The 23,047-nt window shown below is 63.3% G+C and carries 37 protein-coding genes; 6 read left to right on the top strand and 31 right to left on the bottom strand.

Features of this window, described 5'->3' with window-relative positions; all coding sequences use genetic code 11:
- Nucleotides 1-15: 15 nt before the first annotated feature.
- The 14 genes from AC1TPF_RS26930 to AC1TPF_RS26865 form a co-directional block, all read right to left on the bottom strand.
- On the bottom strand, nucleotides 16-459 hold the full coding sequence (locus AC1TPF_RS26930; RefSeq protein WP_482145863.1) for a hypothetical protein: 444 nt from the start codon (nucleotides 457-459) through the stop codon (nucleotides 16-18).
- Nucleotides 456-776, bottom strand: coding sequence for an HK97 gp10 family phage protein (locus AC1TPF_RS26925; protein ID WP_482145862.1), 321 nt, complete (start codon nucleotides 774-776; stop codon nucleotides 456-458). The genes AC1TPF_RS26930 and AC1TPF_RS26925 overlap by 4 nt, the downstream gene beginning before the upstream one ends.
- Entirely contained in the window at nucleotides 776-1,132 is a 357-nt protein-coding gene (locus AC1TPF_RS26920; protein ID WP_482145861.1) for a hypothetical protein, read from the bottom strand. The genes AC1TPF_RS26925 and AC1TPF_RS26920 overlap by 1 nt, the downstream gene beginning before the upstream one ends.
- Nucleotides 1,129-1,677, bottom strand: coding sequence for a hypothetical protein (locus AC1TPF_RS26915; protein WP_482145860.1), 549 nt, complete (start codon nucleotides 1,675-1,677; stop codon nucleotides 1,129-1,131). Before AC1TPF_RS26915 ends, AC1TPF_RS26920 begins: the two co-directional genes overlap by 4 nt.
- The gene (locus AC1TPF_RS26910) at nucleotides 1,674-1,961 is read right to left on the bottom strand and encodes a hypothetical protein (protein ID WP_482145859.1); all 288 of its coding nucleotides are present in this window, start codon (nucleotides 1,959-1,961) and stop codon (nucleotides 1,674-1,676) included. The genes AC1TPF_RS26915 and AC1TPF_RS26910 overlap by 4 nt, the downstream gene beginning before the upstream one ends.
- Before the next feature lie 77 nt (nucleotides 1,962-2,038).
- Complete coding sequence (locus AC1TPF_RS26905) at nucleotides 2,039-3,346, bottom strand: phage major capsid protein (protein ID WP_482145858.1); 1,308 nt, start codon at nucleotides 3,344-3,346, stop codon at nucleotides 2,039-2,041.
- A gap of 19 nt (nucleotides 3,347-3,365) precedes the next feature.
- Entirely contained in the window at nucleotides 3,366-4,184 is an 819-nt protein-coding gene (locus AC1TPF_RS26900) for an HK97 family phage prohead protease (protein ID WP_482145857.1), read from the bottom strand.
- Nucleotides 4,181-5,470, bottom strand: coding sequence for a phage portal protein (locus AC1TPF_RS26895; protein WP_482145856.1), 1,290 nt, complete (start codon nucleotides 5,468-5,470; stop codon nucleotides 4,181-4,183). Before AC1TPF_RS26895 ends, AC1TPF_RS26900 begins: the two co-directional genes overlap by 4 nt.
- A complete protein-coding gene (locus tag AC1TPF_RS26890; protein WP_482145855.1) occupies nucleotides 5,470-5,766 on the bottom strand; it encodes a hypothetical protein in 297 nt (98 codons plus the stop codon). Before AC1TPF_RS26890 ends, AC1TPF_RS26895 begins: the two co-directional genes overlap by 1 nt.
- 11 nt (nucleotides 5,767-5,777) lie before the next feature.
- Nucleotides 5,778-7,511, bottom strand: coding sequence for a terminase large subunit (locus AC1TPF_RS26885; RefSeq protein WP_482145854.1), 1,734 nt, complete (start codon nucleotides 7,509-7,511; stop codon nucleotides 5,778-5,780).
- Nucleotides 7,486-7,983, bottom strand: coding sequence for a phage terminase small subunit P27 family (locus AC1TPF_RS26880; protein ID WP_482145853.1), 498 nt, complete (start codon nucleotides 7,981-7,983; stop codon nucleotides 7,486-7,488). Before AC1TPF_RS26880 ends, AC1TPF_RS26885 begins: the two co-directional genes overlap by 26 nt.
- 269 nt (nucleotides 7,984-8,252) lie before the next feature.
- Nucleotides 8,253-8,459, bottom strand: coding sequence for an HNH endonuclease signature motif containing protein (locus AC1TPF_RS26875; protein ID WP_482145882.1), 207 nt, complete (start codon nucleotides 8,457-8,459; stop codon nucleotides 8,253-8,255).
- 131 nt (nucleotides 8,460-8,590) lie between these two features.
- Nucleotides 8,591-8,908, bottom strand: a complete 318-nt coding sequence (locus tag AC1TPF_RS26870; RefSeq protein WP_482145852.1) for a hypothetical protein — start codon at nucleotides 8,906-8,908, stop codon at nucleotides 8,591-8,593.
- Nucleotides 8,905-9,159: a hypothetical protein gene (locus tag AC1TPF_RS26865; protein ID WP_482145851.1), complete on the bottom strand. Its 255-nt coding sequence runs from the start codon at nucleotides 9,157-9,159 to the stop codon at nucleotides 8,905-8,907. The genes AC1TPF_RS26870 and AC1TPF_RS26865 overlap by 4 nt, the downstream gene beginning before the upstream one ends.
- Nucleotides 9,160-9,461: 302 nt before the next feature.
- On the opposite strand from AC1TPF_RS26865, the gene AC1TPF_RS26860 reads away from it, so the two are divergent.
- On the top strand, nucleotides 9,462-10,205 hold the full coding sequence (locus AC1TPF_RS26860) for a hypothetical protein (protein WP_482145850.1): 744 nt from the start codon (nucleotides 9,462-9,464) through the stop codon (nucleotides 10,203-10,205).
- On the opposite strand, the gene AC1TPF_RS26855 is transcribed toward AC1TPF_RS26860, so the two are convergent.
- From AC1TPF_RS26855 to AC1TPF_RS26840, 4 genes are read right to left on the bottom strand one after another with little or no spacing between them, the layout of a single operon-like run.
- Complete coding sequence (locus AC1TPF_RS26855; RefSeq protein WP_482145849.1) at nucleotides 10,202-11,134, bottom strand: hypothetical protein; 933 nt, start codon at nucleotides 11,132-11,134, stop codon at nucleotides 10,202-10,204. The genes AC1TPF_RS26860 and AC1TPF_RS26855 overlap by 4 nt on opposite strands.
- Nucleotides 11,131-11,700, bottom strand: coding sequence for a crossover junction endodeoxyribonuclease RuvC (locus AC1TPF_RS26850; RefSeq protein ID WP_482145848.1), 570 nt, complete (start codon nucleotides 11,698-11,700; stop codon nucleotides 11,131-11,133). The genes AC1TPF_RS26855 and AC1TPF_RS26850 overlap by 4 nt, the downstream gene beginning before the upstream one ends.
- A complete protein-coding gene (locus AC1TPF_RS26845) occupies nucleotides 11,697-12,002 on the bottom strand; it encodes a hypothetical protein (protein WP_482145847.1) in 306 nt (101 codons plus the stop codon). The genes AC1TPF_RS26850 and AC1TPF_RS26845 overlap by 4 nt, the downstream gene beginning before the upstream one ends.
- Nucleotides 11,999-12,931, bottom strand: a complete 933-nt coding sequence (locus AC1TPF_RS26840) for a hypothetical protein (RefSeq protein WP_482145846.1) — start codon at nucleotides 12,929-12,931, stop codon at nucleotides 11,999-12,001. The genes AC1TPF_RS26845 and AC1TPF_RS26840 overlap by 4 nt, the downstream gene beginning before the upstream one ends.
- Nucleotides 12,932-13,004: 73 nt before the next feature.
- On the opposite strand from AC1TPF_RS26840, the gene AC1TPF_RS26835 reads away from it, so the two are divergent.
- On the top strand, nucleotides 13,005-13,643 hold the full coding sequence (locus AC1TPF_RS26835; protein ID WP_482145845.1) for a hypothetical protein: 639 nt from the start codon (nucleotides 13,005-13,007) through the stop codon (nucleotides 13,641-13,643).
- A 139-nt stretch (nucleotides 13,644-13,782) separates the two neighbouring features.
- Here AC1TPF_RS26835 and AC1TPF_RS26830 read toward each other — a convergent pair whose 3' ends face one another.
- The 13 genes from AC1TPF_RS26830 to AC1TPF_RS26770 form a co-directional block, all read right to left on the bottom strand.
- A complete protein-coding gene (locus AC1TPF_RS26830; protein ID WP_482145844.1) occupies nucleotides 13,783-14,091 on the bottom strand; it encodes a hypothetical protein in 309 nt (102 codons plus the stop codon).
- Nucleotides 14,092-14,146: 55 nt separating this feature from the next.
- A complete protein-coding gene (locus AC1TPF_RS26825; RefSeq protein ID WP_482145843.1) occupies nucleotides 14,147-14,533 on the bottom strand; it encodes a hypothetical protein in 387 nt (128 codons plus the stop codon).
- A complete protein-coding gene (locus AC1TPF_RS26820; protein ID WP_482145842.1) occupies nucleotides 14,530-14,949 on the bottom strand; it encodes a hypothetical protein in 420 nt (139 codons plus the stop codon). Before AC1TPF_RS26820 ends, AC1TPF_RS26825 begins: the two co-directional genes overlap by 4 nt.
- A 6-nt stretch (nucleotides 14,950-14,955) precedes the next feature.
- Nucleotides 14,956-15,087 carry a hypothetical protein gene (locus AC1TPF_RS26815; protein WP_482145841.1) on the bottom strand — a complete coding sequence of 44 codons (132 nt, stop codon included), beginning with the start codon at nucleotides 15,085-15,087 and terminating at the stop codon, nucleotides 14,956-14,958.
- Nucleotides 15,084-16,163, bottom strand: a complete 1,080-nt coding sequence (locus AC1TPF_RS26810) for a recombinase RecT (RefSeq protein ID WP_482145840.1) — start codon at nucleotides 16,161-16,163, stop codon at nucleotides 15,084-15,086. The genes AC1TPF_RS26815 and AC1TPF_RS26810 overlap by 4 nt, the downstream gene beginning before the upstream one ends.
- The gene (locus tag AC1TPF_RS26805; RefSeq protein WP_482145839.1) at nucleotides 16,160-17,062 is read right to left on the bottom strand and encodes a YqaJ viral recombinase family protein; all 903 of its coding nucleotides are present in this window, start codon (nucleotides 17,060-17,062) and stop codon (nucleotides 16,160-16,162) included. Before AC1TPF_RS26805 ends, AC1TPF_RS26810 begins: the two co-directional genes overlap by 4 nt.
- Entirely contained in the window at nucleotides 17,055-17,243 is a 189-nt protein-coding gene (locus tag AC1TPF_RS26800) for a hypothetical protein (RefSeq protein WP_482145838.1), read from the bottom strand. Before AC1TPF_RS26800 ends, AC1TPF_RS26805 begins: the two co-directional genes overlap by 8 nt.
- Nucleotides 17,240-17,626 carry a hypothetical protein gene (locus AC1TPF_RS26795; protein ID WP_482145837.1) on the bottom strand — a complete coding sequence of 129 codons (387 nt, stop codon included), beginning with the start codon at nucleotides 17,624-17,626 and terminating at the stop codon, nucleotides 17,240-17,242. Before AC1TPF_RS26795 ends, AC1TPF_RS26800 begins: the two co-directional genes overlap by 4 nt.
- Complete coding sequence (locus AC1TPF_RS26790; RefSeq protein ID WP_482145836.1) at nucleotides 17,623-17,949, bottom strand: hypothetical protein; 327 nt, start codon at nucleotides 17,947-17,949, stop codon at nucleotides 17,623-17,625. The genes AC1TPF_RS26795 and AC1TPF_RS26790 overlap by 4 nt, the downstream gene beginning before the upstream one ends.
- On the bottom strand, nucleotides 17,946-18,263 hold the full coding sequence (locus tag AC1TPF_RS26785) for a hypothetical protein (protein ID WP_482145835.1): 318 nt from the start codon (nucleotides 18,261-18,263) through the stop codon (nucleotides 17,946-17,948). The genes AC1TPF_RS26790 and AC1TPF_RS26785 overlap by 4 nt, the downstream gene beginning before the upstream one ends.
- The gene (locus AC1TPF_RS26780; protein ID WP_482145834.1) at nucleotides 18,256-18,558 is read right to left on the bottom strand and encodes a hypothetical protein; all 303 of its coding nucleotides are present in this window, start codon (nucleotides 18,556-18,558) and stop codon (nucleotides 18,256-18,258) included. The genes AC1TPF_RS26785 and AC1TPF_RS26780 overlap by 8 nt, the downstream gene beginning before the upstream one ends.
- Nucleotides 18,555-18,773 (bottom strand): hypothetical protein, encoded by a 219-nt coding sequence (locus AC1TPF_RS26775; RefSeq protein WP_482145833.1) that lies wholly within the window; start codon nucleotides 18,771-18,773, stop codon nucleotides 18,555-18,557. The genes AC1TPF_RS26780 and AC1TPF_RS26775 overlap by 4 nt, the downstream gene beginning before the upstream one ends.
- A 100-nt stretch (nucleotides 18,774-18,873) precedes the next feature.
- Entirely contained in the window at nucleotides 18,874-19,056 is a 183-nt protein-coding gene (locus AC1TPF_RS26770; RefSeq protein WP_482145881.1) for a helix-turn-helix domain-containing protein, read from the bottom strand.
- A 528-nt stretch (nucleotides 19,057-19,584) separates the two neighbouring features.
- Between AC1TPF_RS26770 and AC1TPF_RS26765 the strand changes: the two genes are divergently transcribed.
- From AC1TPF_RS26765 to AC1TPF_RS26750, 4 genes are all read left to right on the top strand, one after another.
- Nucleotides 19,585-20,112, top strand: a complete 528-nt coding sequence (locus AC1TPF_RS26765; protein WP_482145832.1) for a hypothetical protein — start codon at nucleotides 19,585-19,587, stop codon at nucleotides 20,110-20,112.
- The gene (locus AC1TPF_RS26760; RefSeq protein WP_482145831.1) at nucleotides 20,105-21,214 is read left to right on the top strand and encodes a hypothetical protein; all 1,110 of its coding nucleotides are present in this window, start codon (nucleotides 20,105-20,107) and stop codon (nucleotides 21,212-21,214) included. The genes AC1TPF_RS26765 and AC1TPF_RS26760 overlap by 8 nt, the downstream gene beginning before the upstream one ends.
- 63 nt (nucleotides 21,215-21,277) lie before the next feature.
- Nucleotides 21,278-21,709, top strand: a complete 432-nt coding sequence (locus AC1TPF_RS26755) for a hypothetical protein (RefSeq protein ID WP_482145830.1) — start codon at nucleotides 21,278-21,280, stop codon at nucleotides 21,707-21,709.
- 148 nt (nucleotides 21,710-21,857) lie between these two features.
- Nucleotides 21,858-23,000, top strand: coding sequence for a tyrosine-type recombinase/integrase (locus AC1TPF_RS26750; protein WP_482145829.1), 1,143 nt, complete (start codon nucleotides 21,858-21,860; stop codon nucleotides 22,998-23,000).
- Nucleotides 23,001-23,047 lie beyond the last annotated feature (47 nt).

Raw genomic sequence — 23,047 nt, 5'->3', positions numbered from 1 at the left:
TGCTTCTCCTTCTGGTTAAGCGAGGGTTATGCGGTAGTCGTCCGGACGCATCCAGCGCCCGTTCGAGTCCTGGGTGGACGGCGCCCGCACAATGCGGCGGACATCAATGACCCGGATGCCTCCGGGCCAAACTTGGGGTTGGTACTCGTAATCAGGGACGTGCAGCCGCAGGTACGCCGCATCGGCGTTGCCGCTGACGCACGATCCGGTCTCACCGACCGCGCGGAAGCGGAGACGAATATCGATGTCGGGACTGAACTCGTCGCGGTCGCGGCGGTCTGCCAGGATCTTCGCCGCTACAGCGGTATCGGGATCGGGCGGAAGGTTGCCGTCGATGAAGGCCGGCAGATCGGGGTCGTCGGCGCCGTACGGTTCGGTGGGGCTGTAGCGCACCAGCCCGAGTTCCTCGAGGCGACGGCCGAGAGAGTCGAGCAGTTCTTCTTCGGTGACTTCGCTCATCGGCCCTGCAAACCCCTTCGTATTTCGTCGGCGAGGATCTGCGCGATGCGTGGTCCTGAGGACTCGGTCGCGTCGAGCAGAAACAGTCGGCCGTCGTCGTACTTCTTGCTGTAGTGCCGCCGCACCGCGTGAGGCGCGGTGAACTTCACCCGGACACTGTCAGCGTCGAGGTGTTCGACCTCGGCTGACTTCCTGAGTTCTCCACTGTCAGAGGGTGTTCGCGCCTGGGCGTCATCTTTGAGCGCTTTCGCGGCCCGAGTCAGAGCACGTTTACGCGGCCCACCGCCGAAGGATGGGAACGAGAAACTGACGGGCATCAGGCCAGTGCCACCTGATAGAACTTGGGCATACCCGGAATTTTGGTGTCGTGCAAACCCTCAACCTCGACAGTGCAAGCGATCTCCTGGCCGTCCGAGGTCGCGTTCAGCTCGACCGGCAGAATGACCTCTGAGCCGACGGGAATCAGAAGCTCATCCGGCGACATCGATACCGTTGCGATCGACACGACTTCAGTCCCATCGGCAGTAGTCACGAGCTGGGAGACCATTCGGACCTTCGCCTTGATCGAGTTATCCCAGTCGTCGAAGGTCGCGCCTCTCGCTGTCTGCCCAGCCTTGCGTCGCACCTTGATTGGCCAGGTGTAGAAGATCGCCAACGGATCGGGAGCGGTCACAGGCTGTACCTGCGCAGAATGTGGCCGTACGCATCGCTGAGGCTTCGGCGCACACCGACATCGCTGCTGCTGCCACGAGGCGCATACGGGTTGATGTAGGTGATGCTTGCGCCATCGTGAGCCACCGCGCCGATGGTGTTGCCGGCGGCCGCGTTCGCGCGGTCGCGGAGCATGTCGACCACGACTGCAATGAGGTTGGGTGGCGTCTCCGCAAGGCCGTGGGACACAGACACTTTCACCGACCGGAACCCGGCGGGCCACGAGCCGGTGAGTTGGCCGAACTCGGTCCATGACCAACCGGAGATCGCCTGGCCGTTCGCGTCAGTGATCTCCGTCGGCTCGGTGATCAGCAGCGACGGCAGTGTCAAAAGGCTGCTGCCGTCGCCGTCGATCCACAGGATGTCGTCCACGCGAGGAGCGATGTGCCACCCACATTCACCGCGCAGGTCGTCGCCGGCCGCCCGCAGATCGTTGTCGTCGACCGTGAAGCCGTCGGGTAGATCTGACTGGGCGACCAGCGGCGGATAGCTCGAGAAGTCGATCACTTCGCGTCGGCGCCCGCGGCCTTGTTGGCCGGGGTGCGGCCCTTGTTCGCGGGAGCGGCGGCTGCCTTCTGCTCAGCCTCCGCTTTGGCTTCGGCCTCCGCCTTCACCTTGGCCTCTGCCGCAATAGCTTCGGCGGCCGCTGCGGCTGCCTGGCGCTCAGCTTCGGCCTCGCGCTTCGCCGCCACAGTGTCCGACTTCTGCAGGCCGCGCTCCTTGGCGTCTTCCGCCGTCAGCTGCAACGTGGCCAGATGGCCGTTGACCTCAACTTCGTAAATGTCCAGCATGTGAGCCTCCTCAGGCTGTGGAGCCCCACTCGGCCGGCGTGATGCTCCACCGGCCGAGCGGGAGCTGATCAATGCCATCAGGCAGCGATGTCGACCTTGACGAACGCGGTCGGACGGGTGACCGCGAATGCGAGCCGCTCCTCGGCCAGGACCGCGACCATGTTCCGAATGAAGAAGTCCGCGTGGGAATCCGTCATCGTGACCGTGGTCTCCTCGCGGTCCCACAGCACCGCCTTGGAGAAGTCGCCGAGCAACGCCTCGCCGGCAGCCTGGGTCTCGGACTCGACGACCGGAAGACCCCAGAGAGTCCGCTGACCGATGGCCTGCGGACCGCCGTAGCGGTACTGGCCGTTGAGATCCTTCGCCAGGTCGATCACCTCGGCGTCAACCGGATTCACCACCACACCAGTGGGGTTCGAACGGCCGATGGTGCGGGCCTTGGTGATGGCCTTGCGGACCGACTCGAAGATGTCGGTCGAGAACGCCTGCGTCTGCACACCCGACCAGGCGTTGATGCCGGTGAAGTTCTCACCGGTGCCGTTGCCGTTGAGGATCTGCGCCTCTTCTGCTTCGGCGATATCGGCGCGCAGCTCGTCGTTGATCAGGCCCTCGAGGGCCGCGACATCCGACAGTGCCCGCTTGGTCGCCGGCACCCACTCAGCGATGGTCTTGACCAGCGCTGTGCGGCGGAGGAAAGCCCAAGCGCCTTCAGGCTTGTAGCCACCACCGGCAGCGTTGATCAGAGCGCCGGCACTTCCGGGCGCGGTCGGTGCAGCCGAGCTCGTCGCCTCCGCAACCACCGCGGCGGCGTTGGTGTGTGACGCCTGCTCGACGTACTCCACGGCGTCCGACCCGGTGCGGCGCACCGAGACGAGATCGCGGATGGTCAGCGGCTTGCGGCCCAGCATCTCCACGATGCCGGTCTGCTCCGGGACAACGAAAGCGCCGGCACTAGTATCGGTCCCGCCGACGAACAGGCCCTTGATCCCGATCGGGTCGGTCTGGAACCGAGCCTTCTCGTTGATCTGGCGACCCTTGTACGGCGCCATCGCGGCCTTGAACTGCTCGGACTCCACGACCTGCAGACCGAGCGACTTTACCCGCTCACGAACCGGAATGGTGCCATTCTGTGCTTCGAGATCGCCCTTGGCGTCGGGGCCGATGTCGTCAGCCAGCGCCATCGCGGAGTCGATCACATCCTGATCGGACTTCGCGACTTTGAACTTCTCGACGAGATCCTTGCCCTTGGCGAGTGCCTCATCGAAATCCTTGCGCTCGGCCTCGGTCATGTCGCGGTTCTCGGCGTCCGCCTTCTCCGCGATCTCGCGGGCCGACTTCGCGGCGGCCTGGGCTGCTTCCTTGAGCTGTACCAGTCGTGTCTTCATATTTCTCCTTGGTGAGGTGTTATGCGCTCGTCGCGAGAGTTAGCTCGAGCGCGTCCAACTGCGCCAGGGAGACGGACGAATTGGGCGTGGTCACATCGGCTTTGACGCCGGGGACGGTTCCCTTGCCGCTGGTCTGGTCCTGGTCTTCGTTCTCGTCCGACGGCTCGTCGTCGGCCGGAAGTATTGATTTGAGCGCTTCGAGGCTGTCCTCGAGTCGCTCGATGGAGTCGCGGATGACGGCCTCGTTTTTGGTCGAGAGTGCCTTGCCCGCTTTCATGCGCAGTGCGTCGGTTGCCGACTTCACCGCGAGGACTTCGGTTTCCTGGTTTGCGCCCAGTGGGACGACCGACACCTCGTGCAGCTTCAGCTCTTCGAGCAGCCAGTAGCCCGGAGTGACTGTCTTGGTGCCGTCGCCGTTGTCGACGTACTCAGCCTCGACGTAGCGCTCTTTGACAATGTCGAACGCGAACGACATCTGCGCCACGCGACCGGACTTCAGCAGCCGGTAGACCTGGGCGGACTTGGGGGACTGCAGATCGAGCACGCCGTGGACCTTCAGGCCGCGGTCGTCCTCCTCGGGGTCCTTGATGAATCCGAGGTTGTAGTCCGGGTCAGCGAAGTTGTGGCCCCACAGCAGGGGAATTGGGTTGTCGCCCTTTGCCCAGTCACCCAGTGACTCAGCGAACGCACCCTTCTGGACCACCTCGCCGTAGCTGTCGCGGTTGCCGAATACCGAGGCGTAGGCGATGAATTCGCCCTCCTCGAGGCCGGCATCAGCACCAGCTTTGAACTTGGTCTTGGCGTCGAGCTGACCGGGGCCGGCAGTTCGTGTTTTCATGCGACGTCCTCCTGGTCGTCTTCGTCCTCCACCGGAGGCGTGGGCGCCTCGGCCGCAGGGATGGGTTCCTGGCTTCCGTTCTGGGTGACATTCAGCGGGCGGATCAACTCGTCGCCGCCTTCGATCGGCGGGCGGTTGTCCATCGCGCGAGCTTCGTTGATGGTCATGTACGGCCCGCCGACGGCTGCCATCACCGACGCGGCGCGCTGCTCGAAGTTGCCCGAGAGCTTCTCGCGGAGGTTGAACTCGACATACAGCTCGTCCATCTCGGTCGGTGCGATGTCGGGGATGAGCTGCAGCGCAATCTCTTCGACGATCATCGTCAGCCACGGGCCGAGAGTGTCTTGGTACAGCATCTTGTGTTGCTCGGTGATATTCGAGAATGTCGCTTTGTCGAGGATGCCGACCATCGGTGGTGGGATGAAGTACGCCGCGGCCACCTCTTCGCGGGTGAGCTTGCGGCCCTCGATGTACTGCAGATCCTTCGAGGTCTGGTTGGCCTCTTGGAATTTCATGCCGTCTTCGAGGATCGGCGTACCGCCCACGTCGGAGCCGCCACTGATGTACTGCGCCTGCCATCCATTGCGGAAGCGTTCGCGGGCCTCCTTGGTCCACGACTTCCCCGACGGATCCGCCGGTCGCTCCAGGTAGCCCGACACTCGCGCGCCCTTGCTCAGGATCTCCGACCGCGCCTTCGACGACAGGTGCTCTTCAGCGAGGATCTGGCGCAGCGATTCGAGCGGCGACTCACCGAAGTCGGCCGATCCGCCATAGCCGCGGAAGTAGATCAGCTCCTCGCGGCCGACGACCTGCTTGCCCTTGCTGCCCTTGAGCTCGAACGAGTCCGGCGTCATCCAGTTCTCACCCTTCGGTGTGACCAGCGCTGGCGGCACCCGAACCAACTGCGGCTGCGCGGATGAGCCGAGCTTGAGTGCGTACGCGCGGTCATAGATCCCGAGATCGTGAACCAGTGCATTCATAAACCGGTACTTCGTGGTCACCGCGTTCGGCTGTGCCATCACCCTGGCGAGTGGGTGGTCGAGGCCTAGGCGCTCGCGGTCGGTGTCGCCCTTGCGTCGGTAGGCATGGATTCCCAGCTGACCAATGTTGCGGCCAAGGAACGACACCACTGTGCGGACCGCGCGCTGCTTGCGGAACATCTCGTAGTAGTCGACCGCTGCGGCGTTGGCGAACGTGACAGGCGTGTCGAGGTTGAGCGTCGTCGGAAGTGCCTGCGCTGGCTTCGACAAGCCCAGCAGCGCCCCGTCGGAGACGATGAACGACATCAGAGCGCCTGGATGTAGTCGACGTGCGTTCGGTCGACGAGGATCTCGCCGTCGGCCGGCGTCGGTGCGGTCGCTCCTGATTCGATGACCTCTGCGCCCTTCACAGTCAGCAGGCATCCGTCGTTCTGTGTGATCACGCCAGCCACCGCGGTCCCGGACTTGAGATTGATCACCACGCGGCGCGAGATCAGTGGCTCAGTCGAGTAGCCGCGGCGTCGAGTCAGCTCTCTCACGGCCCCAACGAGGCCGATCACCACGCCAATCGCGCCAATCGCCACCAGGATTGCTTCGAGCACTTGGACTCCCGTCACACGATCATCAGGTCGTTGTCTTCGTAGGCACTCTCGGTCTCGGGCTCCTGGACCTCGATCGCCCGGGCCAGGCCCATGATCAGCGAGACGACCGGGTCGATTTTGTCGGCCGCATCCTTCTTCGAGGGCTTCACGTTCCCGGCGTCGTCGAGGACCACCGCGAAGTTGTCGACGGTCCAGCGCACCAACGGGTTACCGCCGTGCCGCATGATCGGTTTCTCTGGCGTGCCCTGCAGTATCAGCCGCTGGGTTTCCTTCGTCGGGCCCGACATCGACGCGAAGCCCTGGCCCATCGCGACCATCGGAGCGCCGTCAGTCACCAACTCGGTGACCAGCTGCGTGGCGTTCCACCGGTCGTAGGCGATCTCTTGGACATCAAAGAATTCTGAGTCCCGTTTGATCGAGCTTCGGATGAAGTCGTAGTCCGCGACGTTGCCCGGTGTGACGGTCAGGATGCCGCTCTTGGCCCACACTGAGGCCTCGCCAGCCGTTCTAGCGTCGAGATCCTCGAGGTTGTCCTCCGGGGTCCAGATCCGCCACACCAGGTCGAACCCACCGCGTTCGTCGTCAGGCAACACCCAGCACAGCGCCGAGAGGTCTGACGTCGACGCGAGGTCCAGTCCGCCAAACGCTTTGCGGCCCTTCAGTCGGGACTCATCGACGATCGACGCGTTGCCGTCCCAGGCCTCGAGCTTCAGGTACTTGGTGTCCTGCTTCGTCCGCCGGCCGATGTGCAGTCGCAGGTAGCTCGCCAGGTCCGCCGGCGAGTTCCGCGCCTTGGTCGCAGCGTCCCGCAAGTACGCCCTGGTCGGCGAGATGCCGTAACCGGGATTGGCTGCGCGCTGAGCCTCCTCGCTCAGCGGATCCATCTCCTTCGGCGCCGCAAACACCACGCCGTAGGTCGACGGGTCTTTCAGTGCGCCGCGGGCAAGGGACTCGATGATCGTTCGCTTGCGGTCGTACGGCGTGTGCCGCTTGCCCGAGTCCGCGGTCGTGATGAAGAGAATCAACGGCTGGGAGCGAGAGCCGGTACCCGTCTCGATCGCTTCGACCAGCTCGTAGGTCTTGTGCAAGTGCAGCTCGTCGACGATCCCGCCGTGCAGGTCCGCGCCGTGCTGCGCGTCGCCCGCCGAGGCGACGGCCTGAAAGTAGCTGCCGCTCTTCGGGTGAGTGATCTTCGACGACAACGCTTTCGTGTGCGGCCGGAGCGCGGGCGATCTCTCACAGATCTGCTTGATCGGCTCGAAAACGAACCCCGCCTGCTCTTTCCGCGTCGCCGCCGCGATCACCTGGGCGCCGGCCTCACCGTCAGCGCACGTCAGGTACAGCCCGATCCCGCCCGCGATCGTCGACTTGCCGTTCTTGCGAGGCAGATCGACGTACATCGTGCGGATGATCCGGACGTAATCGCCCACGTCCTCATCGAAATGGACCCACCCGGCCCACGGAGCCAAGATGTAGGCCACCTGCCAGGGGTCCGGCTTCAGCGGCTTGCCCGCCAGCCGACCCTTGGTGTGCCGCAACATCGAAAACGCGGTCAGAACTTTGTCGACACGCGCCGGATCGAAGCGCGCACCCGGCTCATCGCGCGGTTCAGGGGTCTTGATCAGCGGCGGACAGTCAGGAAACGGGATCCCGCGGCTCTGTAAGTACCAGGCGACCTCGGGGGAGAGCTTCAGACGGTCGAGTTCGTCCTGATCAAGCTCAAGCGAAGGGGTTTGCGTCGTCATCAGGTGCGCCTTCGACCGCACCGAACGCCGTCGACAGCTTCCCTTCGGCCGAAGGAGTCAGCCCGAACTCGCCAGCCCACATGCGCAGCTGCTGTGACGCACGCTCGGCGACCGCCATCGCGGGATTCTTCGTCTGCCATATCGTCTCGGTCCCGTCCTTCCGAGTCGATTTGTTCTCGACGACGATCCCGTTCTTGCGGACCAGCTGAATCGCGTCCTTGTACGTCGCCCAGGTCTCGCAGTAGGCCGTCAGTGACGCGCGGTCCTCCTCCTTCGTCAAATCCAGCCGAGAGAGGCCCGGCACGACTCGCTTCCACTCGGCCTTCGCCTCACGAGAGAGCCAGGTCGGCGGCTTCGGCGGGATCCGACGGAAGTCCGGCGGCGGCGCGACCGGCCGGCCACCGCTGTCGCGACCCTCGGACCGGCCACCGAGGAGCCTCAGATTCGGCGGCGCAGGTGCTGGACCAGGCATTATGCACCTCCTCGGGCTCGAAAGTCGTTGTCGCGCAGGCCGATTCGATGCTCGAAAGCCGTTGCGGCCCTGCGGATCTGGCGCGACCCCCGCTGACCCCCCCCAGGGGCGCCATCCTGAGCGGCCAAAACTAAGCCCAACCCGTCGGGCGTTCCCTTCGGAGGGCCCCAGAGATGCCGACCCCCTACCCCTCTGACCTGGCCGTTTGCCGAGTCCAAGCCTCTGACCTGGGCTTTTCCTGGCGGCCGGCAGGGAGGGGTCTGAGGGCCTCAGGCCTCTGACCTGGGGTTCCGTCCGGCTTGGGCCTCTGACCTGGTCTTTTGGGCGTGGTGGGGGTCACAGAGGCTCTGGAGGTTGGTCGGGTCGTACCTGGCCCCGCCAGCGGCGAGGTTGACGATGTGGTCGGCGGTGGTCGCCAGGGCCTTGCAGCCTGGCCATCGGCAGATCGGTTCGTCCTCGAGCTGTGCGGCTCGCATGCGGCGTTGGCGGGTGTCGGTGCCGCTGATGCCGTAGCTCGATCCTTCCCATGCGGGTTTGCATGGGCAGCGCCGGTTGGTCGGCGCAGGCTTGCGGCACCGGTTGCACACGCGTGGTGGTCTGCTAGGCATCAGGCGACGATGATGAGCGGGTCGACGCCGCGCTCACGCATGGCGCGCGCTGTCTGAGTATCGAGCCTCGGTGTCCACTCCGGGCCCATGATCTTGGTGAATAGCTCGCGTGCTTCGGCGATCGCGCGGACCAGTTGGTCGCGCTTGCTCTTCTTACCGCCGAGGTGCTTGATGTGTTCGATGCGGGGGAGCAGTAGGCGTTGCAGCTCTTGGAGTCTGGCCTTATCGCCTTGCTCTTCGACAGCGCACGCGATGCCGGCGATGAGTAGGCGGAACTCCGCCATGACGTCGGACTGTGGTAGGTACTGCGAGGTCATCGTTTGCTGACCTTGTCTGGTCGCCAGGTGTTGAGGTCGCCGGCCACAATGCGGCTCTCGCCGTACATGTCGGCGAGGTGGTCGAATGCTTCGGTGGCGGTGCCTGGCGTCGCGGTGATCACTTCGAGGACCGGGAGCGGGTCGGCGCTAGGCGTGGGTACAGGCTGGAAGCCGATGGTGCGCTCGTTGGTCCACAGAATTCCGTGGCACAGCGTTTTGAGGATGACCCATCGGCCGGGACCTTGGCGCACGGCAGGCTCAGCGAGGCGGGAGCACAGGTCAGCCATGGGTTTCGGAGCAGACGACTGCTCCGTCAGTACTCCAGTTGGTCACGGCCACTGCGATCTCCTCGGGTAGGCCACCTCTTGCCGTGTGTAGCAATGCCCTGGCCACGCTACATACGGATGGAAGCGTTCAGACGTTGCGATGGGAGTAGCAGACTGGGGCGGTCCGGACACACCTCTGGTACTGCTGGTCCGTAGTTTAACCTGATCGCAGCGTTCCGTGCACAACGCTGATCGTGTGTCTGTCAGAACACCATGGGGGTTTGTACGTGAGTAGCGAAGTCACGCTGGCGGTCATCGCTCTGGCGTCTGCGACAATTGGACCCGTCTTCGGCTGGGTCATTGCTCGGCAGAGCGCGAATGATAGGCGGGTCAACATCGCACGCGACATCGAGACGGTCAAGCAACTCGACCCGAACTCCGAGACCGCCAAGGTGTTAAACGCACACATCGCGCAGAGCATTGCGTCCGTGGTGAATAGAGATAGGGCCCGCGAAAGTGCTAGTCAGTCGATCTGGACATTCCTCCCCGCGATCGGGTTTAGCTTCGCTTTGGTGGCGATCCAGAAGTGGTTAGAAATCGGGGCGCCCGAAGACCTGGAGGATTCACTCGAACTGCTCTCTTGGTTCCTACTCGGAGGCTTTGCGCTATTCGCAATTGTGGCGATCGTGTCTATCGCTCGAACCCTTTCGCTTGTGGCGAGTGTTGCGTGGTCGTACGTCCGTCTATTTGTTGTGCGTTTACAAGCGCGACGACTAAGGCGCAAGAAGGACAAGTTGATGAAGGTTGCAGAACAGCAGCACGAAGTGTTCGGGGCATTGATTGCAGAAATTGACGCGATGTCACCTGAGCAGAGAGCTGGAGCGCGAGAAAGGGTGGGGGCTGAGAAGTGGGACTCACTGCTGGAAGACACCCGAAAGAATCACGCTGCGATGACTGAACTTCGCAACAGCGAGAAGGGGTCCACCGACTCGGAACCAATCGAGGGTGGCGAGTCGACGGCGTCGAATTAAGCCTTCGCAAGTCTCTCCGTCATCAACCGGCGCACGTCGGCGAGAGCGAAGACGGGCGGGTCATTGCGGGCGATCCAATGGTCGGTGATCCGGCCCTGGTGCTTCCAGCCGCGCGGCTGGATGAGGCCATCTCTTCGCCAGTCGTAGAACCGATTGCGCGGCAGGTGCTCATTGAGTTCATTGAGTACGCGGAACATCTCGGCGGCGGTAAGAAGGAAATTGTCAGTGCGTGCGAAAATCTGCTGTTTGATCTTGCCGACATCGTGCGTCTCCTTGCATAACCAGCACGTCACATACGCTGCTGTATAGCCTGTTTCCCGATCGCGCTCGGCATAAAGCGCACAGCCACACTGGGTGGACATGCCGCTAGTGTCCGCCCCTGAAGGTGTGGGGCAGGGCCCGCAGTAGACGGGTGGCGCAGGCGGGTTGATGGCGTCGAGTGCGCGACGGATGGTTTGGTCGATCTCTGCGTAGCAGAGCGCTGCATCCTCGCTGTGTGCGATCGCAGCGAAGTGGTGTGTCAGCCACTTACCCAGGTCGACAGCGGACGGGACATAGCCGGCGGGCAGACGGTGCAGGCCTTTGCGGACTGGGCCGACCGAGACTTGCTCGAAATCGAGTGGTACGAAATCGAATCCGCGAGTGTCGCACAGATCCTTGACCCATCGAGCCAATGTAGTGCGCAGTTCGTCGTAGCGCCGTGCAGCAGACTCTTGTGGTCCCTTGGGGTCAAACAAGACTGGCGAATCGAGATTGGTGGGTCCCGTCGGCCCACGCACGCCGATACGATCTCGCCCGTCTGCGGTGATCGCGAGCTGCCTTGCTAGCCATGGTGTCTGTTCGAGCTTGCTGCGCAGTTGGGTGCAACAATCCCAGCACAGGAATAGTTCGGTCGTGCGCTGACACCTTGTGCACTGGTTCTGGGTCACGCGTTGATCTCCTTCGGCCAGGCCACCACGTCGAGCCCTGCGTGATGGCGGGGTTTGATTTCGAACGGCAGGGTCCAGCCGAGCTTCAAGGCGCCCATGGCGGCCATTGTCAGCGCATCGGCGCAGTCATCGTTGGTGATGCGCCTATCGGGCCACTGCTCGCGGACGCAGGCCAGGACGAGCTTCTTGTCGGCTCGCCCGTTGCCGGTCGCCCACTTCGCGCGAGTCCCGGGGTTGCACACCGCGATCGGGACGCCTCGAGCAGCGAGCGCTGAGTACAGGCCCCACCAAAGACCCCACCGATCACCCAGGCTCGGCTGAGCCTTCATGCCGACGGGCATGTCCTCGATGACGACCAGATCGGCATCGGTCGGGATGTACTGCAGCACGAGTCGGGCCTGGGAGACGATGCGGTTCGACCGGTCGAGATAGCCGGTCCCGTTCTTGCCGGGGTGGCCAACCGAGAGCAGTGACCGGATGTCGACGGGCGCGTGGAGCGACTCGTCGCCGAGCACCGCGATCCCGCAGCTTGTGAGCGACGGGTCCAGGCCCACGATGGTGCTCACAGCGACACCACCGACCGGATCAGGTCGTGTACGCATGTCAGCCGCTCGCGGCACCGCCCGCATTCGAACGCGAATCCGGGGCCCATCCTGAACAGCTTCCGGTGCTTCTCCACGGACTGACCGAGATGCTCCGGGCACAGCAGGAACATTCTTCCGGTCTGGCATGACTCGGGTCGGTCGAAGATGTGGAAGTACTTCGCTCGGAACTCGGCAGGGTCATCGCAGTTGGGCACCTCGCAGGCCGGGGCGGTGTCGAGCGATGGCATGTCGAGATCGGCGAGGGATTCGTTGTGCGCGGTCATGACTGGTCGCCTTTCGCCAGAGCAGCTCGGACCATGGCCATGCCACGGGCAGCTCGGTTGTCCTCGTCGGGGTCGTGTGTGCACGATCGGCCGGCGCGGTAGCCGTCCTCGTCGCACAGGTCGCAGTTGGCGGTGGCCAGTGCCCGGGCCTCGGCTGCGGCGTGAGCCTCGTTCGATCGGCGCAGAGCCTCGGCCTTGCGCTGGGCGAGATCCCAGGCTTCGCGGTCTTCCCGGGCGACGCCGCATGCTCGGCACGGGGCGTCGGTCGGTTCGTCGATGTGCTTGGGACAGCGGGCTGGTGGGGGATCGTTGCTCAGCTCTTGCGGCTCATTGGTGTCGGCCTCGCGTGTACGCGACCCCCCAACGTAACCACCTAGAGAACTTTCTCCTTCTCCTTCTCCCTCTCCCACTCCCAGGGGTTTCGAAACGGTTCGGGAAGGGTTAGACGGTTCTGGAACGGTTTCAGAACCGTTGTCGGAAGGGTTCTCTGACGGTTCGATCGGATCGATCTCGTCAGCCACCTTCGCGGCCTCTGCGCGACGCAACCGGCGCAGCTCGACAGCCAGCTCGTGACGCAGCTTCTCCGAGGCGACCATCGTCGCGCAGCGCAGAGCGTTCTTGAGGATGTTCGGATACCGGGTGATGTCGCTCTGGCGCATGTACGAGCGCACGAACACCTCGTCGGTGTCTTCGTCGACGAAGACGAACCGAGCGGCTTCCAGTTCCTTCAGATCGGACCAAACGTCCTCGGAGGTGATCGAGTCACACCCCTTCGCCCACTTGGCGACCTGGAGAGGCTGCATGCCTGCGCGGTCGAGTTCCTTCTGGCTGAGCAACTGGCCATAGGTCGTCTGCGCGGTGCGGCTGACGGCGCGGAAGTCCTTGTCGCGCCATATAGATTCTTTGAGCATTCCAGCTGAGTTGGCCATGTTATGGCGCTCCGTTCGTTATCGGTTCCGCGAAGAACGGGTCGACAGGCGCCGAGGGTCGTAAAATCCGCGAATGACTGATCACCCCTTCGCGCAGGATCCCAACCTCGAGTCGTCTCTCGCAGCTGCCTACCGCGAGCTCGACAAGCTCGATGATGAGCAACTGCGTAAGCTCCGGCGAAGTTTCGAGGCACTCTCGGCGGCTCGCAGTTCGCTCCTTCAGGCCTGGGCCACAGTCGGCAGGGCTGCTGACAGCGGCATCTTCGCCGCTGCTCGGCAATTGACGCAGGCGTTGCCTGATGAGGCAACGCAGCGTCGGATTCGCGAAACAGTCGAATTGGCGAGGGCGACGCAAGCCGATCAGGGATCGACGGCGCTCTTGTCTACCTGGCTGCAAGGTAGCGATGAGGTGCTCGAGGAAGTCGGCGCCGAGACAGTCACCGAAGTGGCTGCTGAGATCACTGCCAACTCGGAGGAAGCGCAGGCCGCGGTCGGCGGTTTGATCGATGAGTTGCTGGCAAGTGGAGTTGAGCTGTCGGTCGCGCAACGTGGTGCTGCCGCCGCGCTGTATCTGCTTCTCGCCACCGTTTCGACGTACCTCCTGTGGTTCGAACCCGAAATTTGGGAGGACGTGAAGGCGCAAAGTGAAGCCCTTGGATATCCGCTTCCGTTCGTTGCGGTCGCGATTTGGTTCCTGAAGCGCGAAGCGTGAGGGTGTCTGGTTCATCACTCGTCCTCCCACACCACTCCGCACCCGCAAATGACTGCGGGTGCGGTGGCGCCGTTCATGCGGTCGGTCTGCCAGTGGCGCAGAATCCAACGGTGCCAGTGGATCTGGATGTAGCCGATCATCAGTACCAGTCACCTCCGGCGGCACCGTCTAGGCTTGCCCGCGTGGGGATGTAGTAGCGCTCATTCTCAAGTGGGGCTTCTTCGCCATACTCGAAGGAGTCGAAACCCCGGAACGAGATGTGGACCCAATGGGCGCTGTGCTTCACGTCCGGTTCGACAAAGAACTCGCACCCGGCGACCAGAAGTGCTCGGGCCTCGCCGAGCTGGCGTTGCGCGGCGGACGAGTCCCGGTTGCTCCACTTCCCCTGCGGCACGACGCCGTCGCTGCACAGCTGCACTAGTTCCTCGCGACTGATTCGGCCGCTCATGACTCGTCCTCGTCGTCCTTCTCGCGGTCGCAGATCCAGCACGGCTCCTTGACGATCATTTGGTCGCTTCCACGTACTCGGGGTGCTGGCCCTTCACGTGACGCTGGACGTTCGCGAATGACCGGTTACAACAGGGGCATACGCCGTTGGCTGCACGTTTCTTCGCCTTGGTCAGCTGACCTTTGGTAGCGCGTAGCGAGGCGCGGGCTGATCGCACGTCCTCGTCGCGGTTGGCGAGCTGGCGTTCGAGCCGCTCTGCGCGCTCACGTTGCTTTTCGGCATCCGACTTTCCGGTGTAGTGCTGACTGTGCCCGTTCGGGCAGTAGAACCAGCGGTGGTCATTCAGCCGACGGTCGCTCAACTCCTTCGGCATGGCGAAGAGAATCCCGCAGCTGCAGCATGTTTCGACCTCGAACAAGGTTGTGTGGGCGAGTGTGCTCATGCTGCATCACCACCATCGGAGAACATCGACGCCTTCCGCTCCTCGCCGTTCGGTTGCGCATCGTCGCCCGGCAACTCCGGATCATCTGCCTCGTTGGGGGTTTCGGCCTCTGCCTCGTCGTCAGCGTCGAACAGGCCCGGCTGACGCTCGTCGACGATGGGCACCTTGCCGCGCTCGTAGATCGAGGTCTGTAGCATGTCGACGACCATGCGCGGCTCGCCGTCCACCTCGTCCAGGTGGACCTTCTTGCACCATGCCTTGACGATGTAGGTGCGCTCCTCGCCGTACTCGGGCGGATCATCGAGCGCGTACTCGCTCATGCCGCCGACGATCTTTACCTTGGCCGCCCGTGGGGCCTCGATGAGTGGGCGGTCGGCCTTGGGGAGATCTGCTGGGGCTTCGGTGATTTCAGCCATCGGGGGTCAGTCCTTCGCTGTGGTGGCGGGTTGGTGATCGGGGCGGAACTTGTGGGCCCAGGTGGTGCACGTGCCGTCGACGTACTCGCACCGGATGAGCGCCGGCGGCTGCATCGGGGCCGGGTCAACGGGCCTCACGGCTGCGCTTCCTTCGCCTGGGCGTCCTCGATGAGCATGTTCTCGACGGTCTCGACCAGGACGCCCTCGGTCTGCAGGCTGCCGAGAGTGGTGATGAGGTCCGCGACCTCGTCGCGGGTGAGTGTCCGGATGTCGGTGACGGGCTCAGCGTGGTTAATCGTCCGGTTGATCACGACGTACCTCGCGGCCCAGTTGTCGGTCTCGAGGTTAGCGTCAGCGAACAGGCGATCGAGGTCGTCTGCCTGCTTCTTGGTCGGCTTGAGGGGAGCCTTGACCTGCTCGGGTTCCGGTTTCGGTTCCGGATCCGAGGGCTCCTCCGTAGGCTCGTCGGCCGGATCCTCCGACTTGGCTGCCAGCGCCTCCAATGCTGCGACTCCGCGGCCCGCGGGCGCCTTAGTTCGGGTCGGCTGTTCGACCGCGCCGTCGATGATCTGGCCCTGGGCTGCATCCTCGAGGACGACACCCGAGAAGTCGTCAGGGAAGGCCTTGCGCCACGCCTGAGCCTCGGCGCACTTGGCGAGCTGGTTGGCCGGCATCTTCTTCCACATCGAGTTCGGAGACCCGTCGCGGTTGGTCTGAACGAACTCGGTGTACATGGCGACACCGGTGATTGGCTCGCCGTTCTTGATGATCGTGTACTTCGCGGCCGCCGGCGGGCCCTGGCCCAACCACACGTCGTCCCATTCGCTGTCGACGCCAAGGAAGAACGGACCCTCGAGCCCGACCTTGACGTCTTGAAGCTTCGCGGCCCGCGCGCCGTTGAGGCGATAGCCATCGATGCCGGTCTGAATGGTCCACTTTGTTTCATACCGCTCGGGCTCACCGCGGTAGCCGCCGGTCTTCGTCTTGCGGCCGATCATGTAGATCTGTCTGGCGAACGGGTCGAGCCCGGTGCGCTTGGCCTGGTGGAAGAACACCTGCAGGTCGCCCTCGGTGGCGTCCTGGACGCCGAGCTGCTTGAGCGCCGCGACCTGCGTGGAGGTGAACTCCGTCTGCTCGGCGGTGATGACGAGGTCGGTCGAGGCGGTCGATGCGACGGCGGTGGTGTTCTGAGTGGCGATTTCGGTGCTGGTCATGCTGCTGTGCTGCCTTTCCGGAGGGTGGCGGGGTCGGTCTTGGCTGCGGCGTAGAGGGACACGCCTTTATGCGAGTTCGGGCGACGGTCAGCGATCTTGACGTCGCCGACCTTGGCGTAGCGGGCGCTGCCCATGGCGACGAGGAGTTTGGTCTTGAGACCGCGCGCGTACTTGTCGGCCTCTTTCGCATCGCGATCGGCCTGTAGGTAATCGAGTGCGAGGGCGGGGTCGACCTCAGCGTTGGTGCCGTCGATGTCGGGATGCAGCGCACGGACTGTCTCGTAGCAGGTGACGGAATCATCCAGCGGCGGGGGAGTCAGCGTGCGCAGGGACTCCATCCAGTCGATGCACCGCGCGACGATCCATTCAGCCACAGCGGGTTTGAACTCGACCGTGTAGATCTTCGGCTTGCCGTACTGGGGCCAGAGCACGATGTTGCCGGGGTGCTTCGTCCAGCCAGTGAACACCATCTGTGCGAGTACCTGGGCGGCGTAATCGGAGGGGGTGTCGCCTGATCCGTCGTCGCCCCACTCTTCGAGGTCTCGTGCAGTCTTGACCTCGACCACTCGACGGTGGGCACCGCGAACGGCACGCCGGTCGACGGTCACGAGGTTGGGGAACGGCAGGGTCTCGTCGGTCAACTGGACTTCGCCGCGTGAGACGAGCCAGCCCGGATTCTTGAACTTCCAGTACTCAGCCGCTGCCATCTCGGCCGCGTGCCCGTAGTCGAAGTCGTCCTGCTGCCCGTCGCTGATTGGCGCCGGTTCGACAAGGCCGGTCATCTCGTGCCACAGGGTGTACTGCGACTTGAATCGCGAAACACCAAGGATAGAAGGGACTTTCGACGGGGTTATGAGCTTGAGCCATTCGGGGGAGCCAGGAGCGATGAAGTCAGACATTGTGGTCCTCTTCGTTGGTGGGATGGGCTTCGACGATGCGAATTACGCGAGCCCAGGGGATGTAGTGGTCGGCGATGGTGGTGACCACGCGAACGACCTTCGGGTCCTCGATCAGCACCTCGCCGTTGATGACGTCTTGCGGACCGGCGGTGCCTTTCTCGTAGTGCACCTGTGCTCTCATGACGCGGTCTGGTAGACGAGACCGCGACGTGCGCAGTCGTCGGCCTTCTCAACCGCGGTGCCCCAGGGGTCGAGATGGTCGCCGTAGTGCTGTGACCAACGGAGCCAGTTGATTTCGTCGTCAGTGTCTTCGATTTTCAGAGTCCGGAGGAGGTCTCGGATACCGAGCTCGTTGACCCAGCGGGCCTGTAGGCCAACGTCGATTAGGCCCATCTCCCACAGCGCAACCCCTTCGAGGCTGGCGGGCTGTTGGTCGTATACGTAGTAGCGTTCGCCGCTCAGAGGGACCTGGTACTTGCGATCAGGATTGCGGGTGGCGACCTCGCGAACCTTGGCAATGATGTCGGCGACGGTGTGTGTCTGTGTTGGAGCAGCGTCAGTCATCGTTTGGATTTCCTTCCTCGAGCTGCGTTGCGAAAGTCGTCCGCGTGGGGGCAGTTGCGAAAGTGGGCTTGGTACACCGGCAATCCCGCGTACCGCATGCCGATCGCTTGCCCCTTCCGGACCACGACCGCAGTGGGCAGCGGACCGTCACGGCCAGGCGTGACCGGCGGCTCGGTGATGGCGAGGTTGCCGTCCGGGACTGGGGTGACGTCGACCGGCATCCGCTCCGACTTCGCGGTGGAGACGAAGAAGATGCGGGCTTTGCAGCCGCGGCAGCGGGTGATCGATCGAGGGTTCGGAATGAAGGCATCCTGAGCACTCACGAAGCCACCGCCAAGAGGGAGATCCGCTGGCGGTATCGGGAGACATGGCGTTGCGAGATACGAAGTCGCTCAGCGATCAGCGAGGCAGAGTGGCCGCGGGCAGTCAGTCGGCGGACAGCCTCGGTCTTCTCTGTGGTGGTCAGCTCGACCCAATCGCCCTGCATCGCCCGCTCGATCGCGATCTCGTCGACAAGTTCATCAGGGTCCGCGGTCTTGCGGATCCAGTACTGCACGTAATGCGCCGAGCACAAGGTGTCCTTGCGACGCTTGTGGACTGGCCTACGGCAGACGCTGCACGTGATTCCGTCAGCCACGACGCACCGCCCCGTCCGCCCGGTTCAGTGCGTCCAGTGCAAGGTCGAGTGCCTCCGCCAGGTCCTCGCCCATCGTGTAGGTGTCGAAATCCCAGTCGACGCCGTGGAGTGTGACCCGCACTCGGCTTCCGGTGATGAAGGTGATCGTTGAGTCGACGAGCAGCTCGGCGCAGCGGGACTGCAGGTTGAGCGTCAATTGCCAGACCTTGCGCTGCTGTCGCTCGATCTCGGCTTGGCCGGCCTTCTGCACGCTGACGGACAGGTCGCCATAGAGACGACCGATGTGGTTGCTCATCGGATCTCACCCCGATCGACCTCAAGCACAGCGACGTTGTCGAAGTCCTCCATCTCGTCGACAAACTGATCGAATTCGTCGAGCTGGCGGTCGAACTCGTCAGCCTCCGGGGTCTCGTTCTTTTGGCAGACCATCGCCAGTAGGCCGAGGCAGGCGGCGAGCATGCCGCCGATCACCAGCCAGGTGAAGATAATCTCTGCGTATTCTTGTGGCATTGGGACTCCTATCAGTCCTTCTCGGGCCCGTCGAGCTGGCACTCGGCGGGCTCTTTTTTGTGGGTTGGATCCGCGCCGCGTTCCCCTGACGGCGCGGAAGTCATGCAGATCGCCGACTGGACGTCTGTCGTTGTGCACGCATGAACCGGTCGATGTCGTCGCGGTGGATCTTGTAAACGCCGCCGCGAACGCGCTGACTTGCTGGTAGGACGCGCGATGCGCACCAATCACTAACGGTTCTGGGGTGGGGGCTCGTATGGGTTCCCGGGCCTTCCCACCCCATGTACCGAGCCGCGCCCTCGATGGAGAGGTAAGGGGAGTCGGTCATGATGCCGCCGCCACACGAGGGCCGTTCCGATTGCCAGCTGTGCAGTCGTCAATCACTTCGGCCAAAAAAAGAGAGCCGGGCGGGGCGTTCAGAATTTTCTCAATCTTGGGCCCGTGCTTTGGGTTGCAGTATGAGCGAGCTCCGCGCCTCAGGTGGGCGATGGTGGACGTGCTGCACCCAACCTTCTCGGCGAGAGTGCGATTCGATTCGTCCCGAAAGACCATGTACTGGTCGAGGACTTGAGGGCTGATGAGCCTCACCAGGAGCCTCCTTTGGATCGTTGTCATGCTGACTTCCTCACGGTAACCGGGTGATTGCTGACTGTCCAGCTGTCAATCAATGTAACCGGTAGTGGTTACTCACGCAATCGTTGGCGCTATGGGTTAACGTGCAGGTCCTTGAACTACATGTGCGTAGTTTGTAACCGAGTCAGTTACTCTCCGATTATTCGAACACGCCAAAAATCAGGGAGCGTCCGTAACCGTGAGCGCATTGTCTGACCTACTTAACCAACGCCGCGGTGACCGTAGCGTCCGGGAGGTCGGCCGGGCTGCCACCGAATTCGGGATCGGCGAAAGCACTGTCATCCCGTATTTCAACGGCCGGCACGGTGAACGGCCCCCGGAGAAAGTTCTAGCTGCGCTCGCGGCCGTGCTGCAGATAAAGATCGAGGAGCTGCGTGAAGCGGCTCGACTGCCGGTCGGGGAGCGGGAACCGTACCGCCCGCCCGTGGAAGCGAACCTTCTCGACCAACGCCAGCGCCGCGCCATAGATGAGCTGATCCGCAGCATCGTCGCGTCGCGAGGACCTATTGACGGCAATCCTGATTCTGATCCGCCGGCCACCGGAGAGCCAACGCCGGACGACGGTGCAGGCCTCGAGGTCGAGCGTCAAGGGGACTACGACCTGGCCAACCGCAAGGTGAGAGGCGTGTCGAAGCGGCAGCTGCAGCGCGAGCGCGACGAGCAGCTTGGCGAGGAGTCGCAGGCTGAGCTTGACGGCGATGCTTGAGACCGTGCCTTCTACGCGCGCTCTGTGGATTGTGGCGTCAGTTTGTTTGGTGGCGTCGGGAGCGTTTCTCGTTGCCGCGTTCGTCGTTGGTGGAGTCTCCCTGCTGGATTGGGTGGGGCCCCTGATCGCAGCCGTTGGTGTCGGAATTGCTCTGCTTGCCAGACAGGCCGCATCCAAGTCTGCCGCGGCAGCCGTACAAACAGCGAAGATCAACGAACTTCAAGAAGCTCGTCGCCGGTTCGGTTGGGAGGTGTCGCTCCATCCCATTGGTCAGCAATACATGTTGCGCAACAACGGCACGCTCGCTGCAGTAGACGTCCGGCTGAGCGGCAGCTTCGTCAGGGTCGGATTCGTCTCCGATGACGACAGTGAGGCCGCTGTCCTGATCGCGCCTGGTGAATCGCGTGCCTTCTACGCGATCCCTGGTTTCGACCGAGTGGGTGCCGAAATCTTCATTAGTTGGACTCCGGAGGGGTTCGACGGGCAGCGTAGTTGGCGGGAATTCCTTCCGCATCGGCCGAGTGGCATGGAGAAGATCGAGCGGGACCGAGCGGAAAATGCCCGACACGAGACCGCGCTTGCGCATGCGGATTCGCAGGCTTACCGGGACCTGATTCTCAGACTGGGAGACGCTTACTCCGAGTACAAACGTGACCCGAACGACGCGGGAAAGAAGCTGCGGGTCCAGCTGCTGGTGGCGGCTCTGCCTCCAAGTTTCGCGCGTGAGATTGGCTATGAGGTTGATGTTGCTCGTGACGTCTGGGGGCGTACGGAAATTCCGTTCCACAACCATGTAGCGGATGAAGACAAGCACATCTTGGAGGGAATTACCGCCGAGGTCGAGTTGGTTTGGAACATGCGGCAACTGGCTGGCTACTCGGTGTACGGCGCCATCTCCGCACCCGGACCCAATGAAGAACCGCGTGTCTGGTGGGCGATGCGTGGCTACGTCAACCGCGTTAAGGAGCGCGAGACCGGCCGAAGGGAGACCAGGCTATCGCCGTTAGACGAGCGAAGCTATCAAGAAGCTCAGCGGCGCTTCCGGGAGATGGACGCGCGTCGGCAGGACGGTACATCCATGGATGCGGCAGGGAACGAATAACTGCCGTGTAATTCCTTGCGCTGCAAAAGAATTTGTCAGACTTGAGCGTTACGCTCACCCGCTATGACCACCTACCACCCGTGGCGGGATGCCCGAGGGCGCAAGCACCTCGAGATTCGGTTCGTTGATCATCTGCCCCCGGGTACTCGCGGCCGGTTGATTGGTGATCAAGTTGAGATTCAGCGGCACATACATCAGGACGAGCGCCGCTCAACACTTGCGCACGAGCTGGTTCACGATGAGCGGCGTATTTATCCCGAAGACCCTGTTCTTCGTGCCCGCGAAGAGATCGCCGTCGAGCGAATTGCCGCGCGCCGTTTGATCCAGCTCGAAAAGCTGATCGACGTGCTGTGCTGGACGCGGCACACCGACGAGGTCGCCGAAGAACTCTGGGTGGACGTACCTATGCTCGTCGCGCTGGTGCAGTCGCTGACCGACGAAGAACGCCGGCGCGTCAACACCGAACTCTGTCAGCGAGGGAAGCGCCACGACTGATTTCCGGCTGTCAGGGCTACCCGGAAGTTGAATGCTGTGCTGGACGACAACCAAGCACTGTCGCACAATCGGGTCCTGGTGAGAATCGGTTGCTCTAGTGCGATCCACGCGGGCTGCGGCTCGCGATCTGTGAAAGGTCTAACGAGCTATGGCGAGCGTGCAGAAGTATTCGACCGCGAAGGGCGTGCGGTGGATGGTGCGTTACCGCAAACCAGGTGGTGGCCAGACCGACAAGCGGGGGTTCGAGACCAAGCGCGCCGCCGAGGCGTGGAAGGCCGAGAACCTTCTGAAGGTCATGAGCGGGACCTGGATCGACCCGATGGCCGGCAGGGTGACCGTGGGGGAGCTTGGCCCGAGCTGGTTGGCTCGGCAGCTGAAGCTGAAGCCATCAGCGCGCAAGCCGATCTCCATCGCCTGGCGTCATCGTGTCGAGCCGCGGTGGGGTGAGGTATCGATCGGCGAGATTCGGCCGACCGAGGTCCAGGACTGGCTTTCGACGTTGACGAAGATCCCGCGCAAAGACACCGCGGCTGAAGACCTCGAACCGTTGGCGGCGACCGGCGTGATCTACGCGCACCAGGTGCTGCACGGCATCCTGGCCGACGCGATGCGGGACCGATTGATCGGCATGAACGCCGCTGACGGGATGAGTCTGCCGCGCAAGGGATCGAAGCGGAAGCTGTACCTGACGCACGAGCAGCTCCACGCCTTCGCTGAAGCGATCGAGCAAACGTCGATCGATGCAGAGGCCCGGGCGGTGCTGGCGCTGACGCTCGGCTACACCGGGGTCCGGTGGGGTGAGGCGACGGGTCTACGGGTGCGTGGCGTCAATGCCCTGCGCAAGCGACTCGTGGTCCGCGACAACGCGGTGGAGGTCGATGGCGAGATTATCGAGGGCACCACCAAGAGTCATCGCGAGCGCACGGTGCCGGTGCCGGCGTTCCTGATGAGCCGGATTGTGGCGCAGTGCGCGGGCAAAGGACCGGACGAGCTCGTCTGGTCGAAGGATAGGGAGTACCTACCGTTGCCGCCGTACACGCGCGGCTGGTGGCAGCAGTCGATTATTCGTGCGGGTTTGCCGCGGTTCACCCCGCACGATTTGCGACACACCGCGGCGTCGCTGGCGGTGCAGTCGGGAGCGAATGTGAAGGCCGTTCAGAAGATGCTGGGGCACTCGTCGGCGGCGATGACGCTCGACGTTTATGCCGACCTTTTCGATGATGATTTGGATGATGTGGCGAACCGGCTGGATAGGGCCGTGGGTGAAATGTGGGCAAAACGAGCGACGTGACGCTCTGACCTGCATGGAAGCCGGGGTTCAAGTCCCCCCTCGCGCAC

The sequence above is a fragment of the Williamsia sp. Y853 genome, from assembly GCF_056786495.1.
Note: the sequence above shows the minus strand (reverse complement) of the source record. Positions and strands in the feature narration are given on the sequence as shown.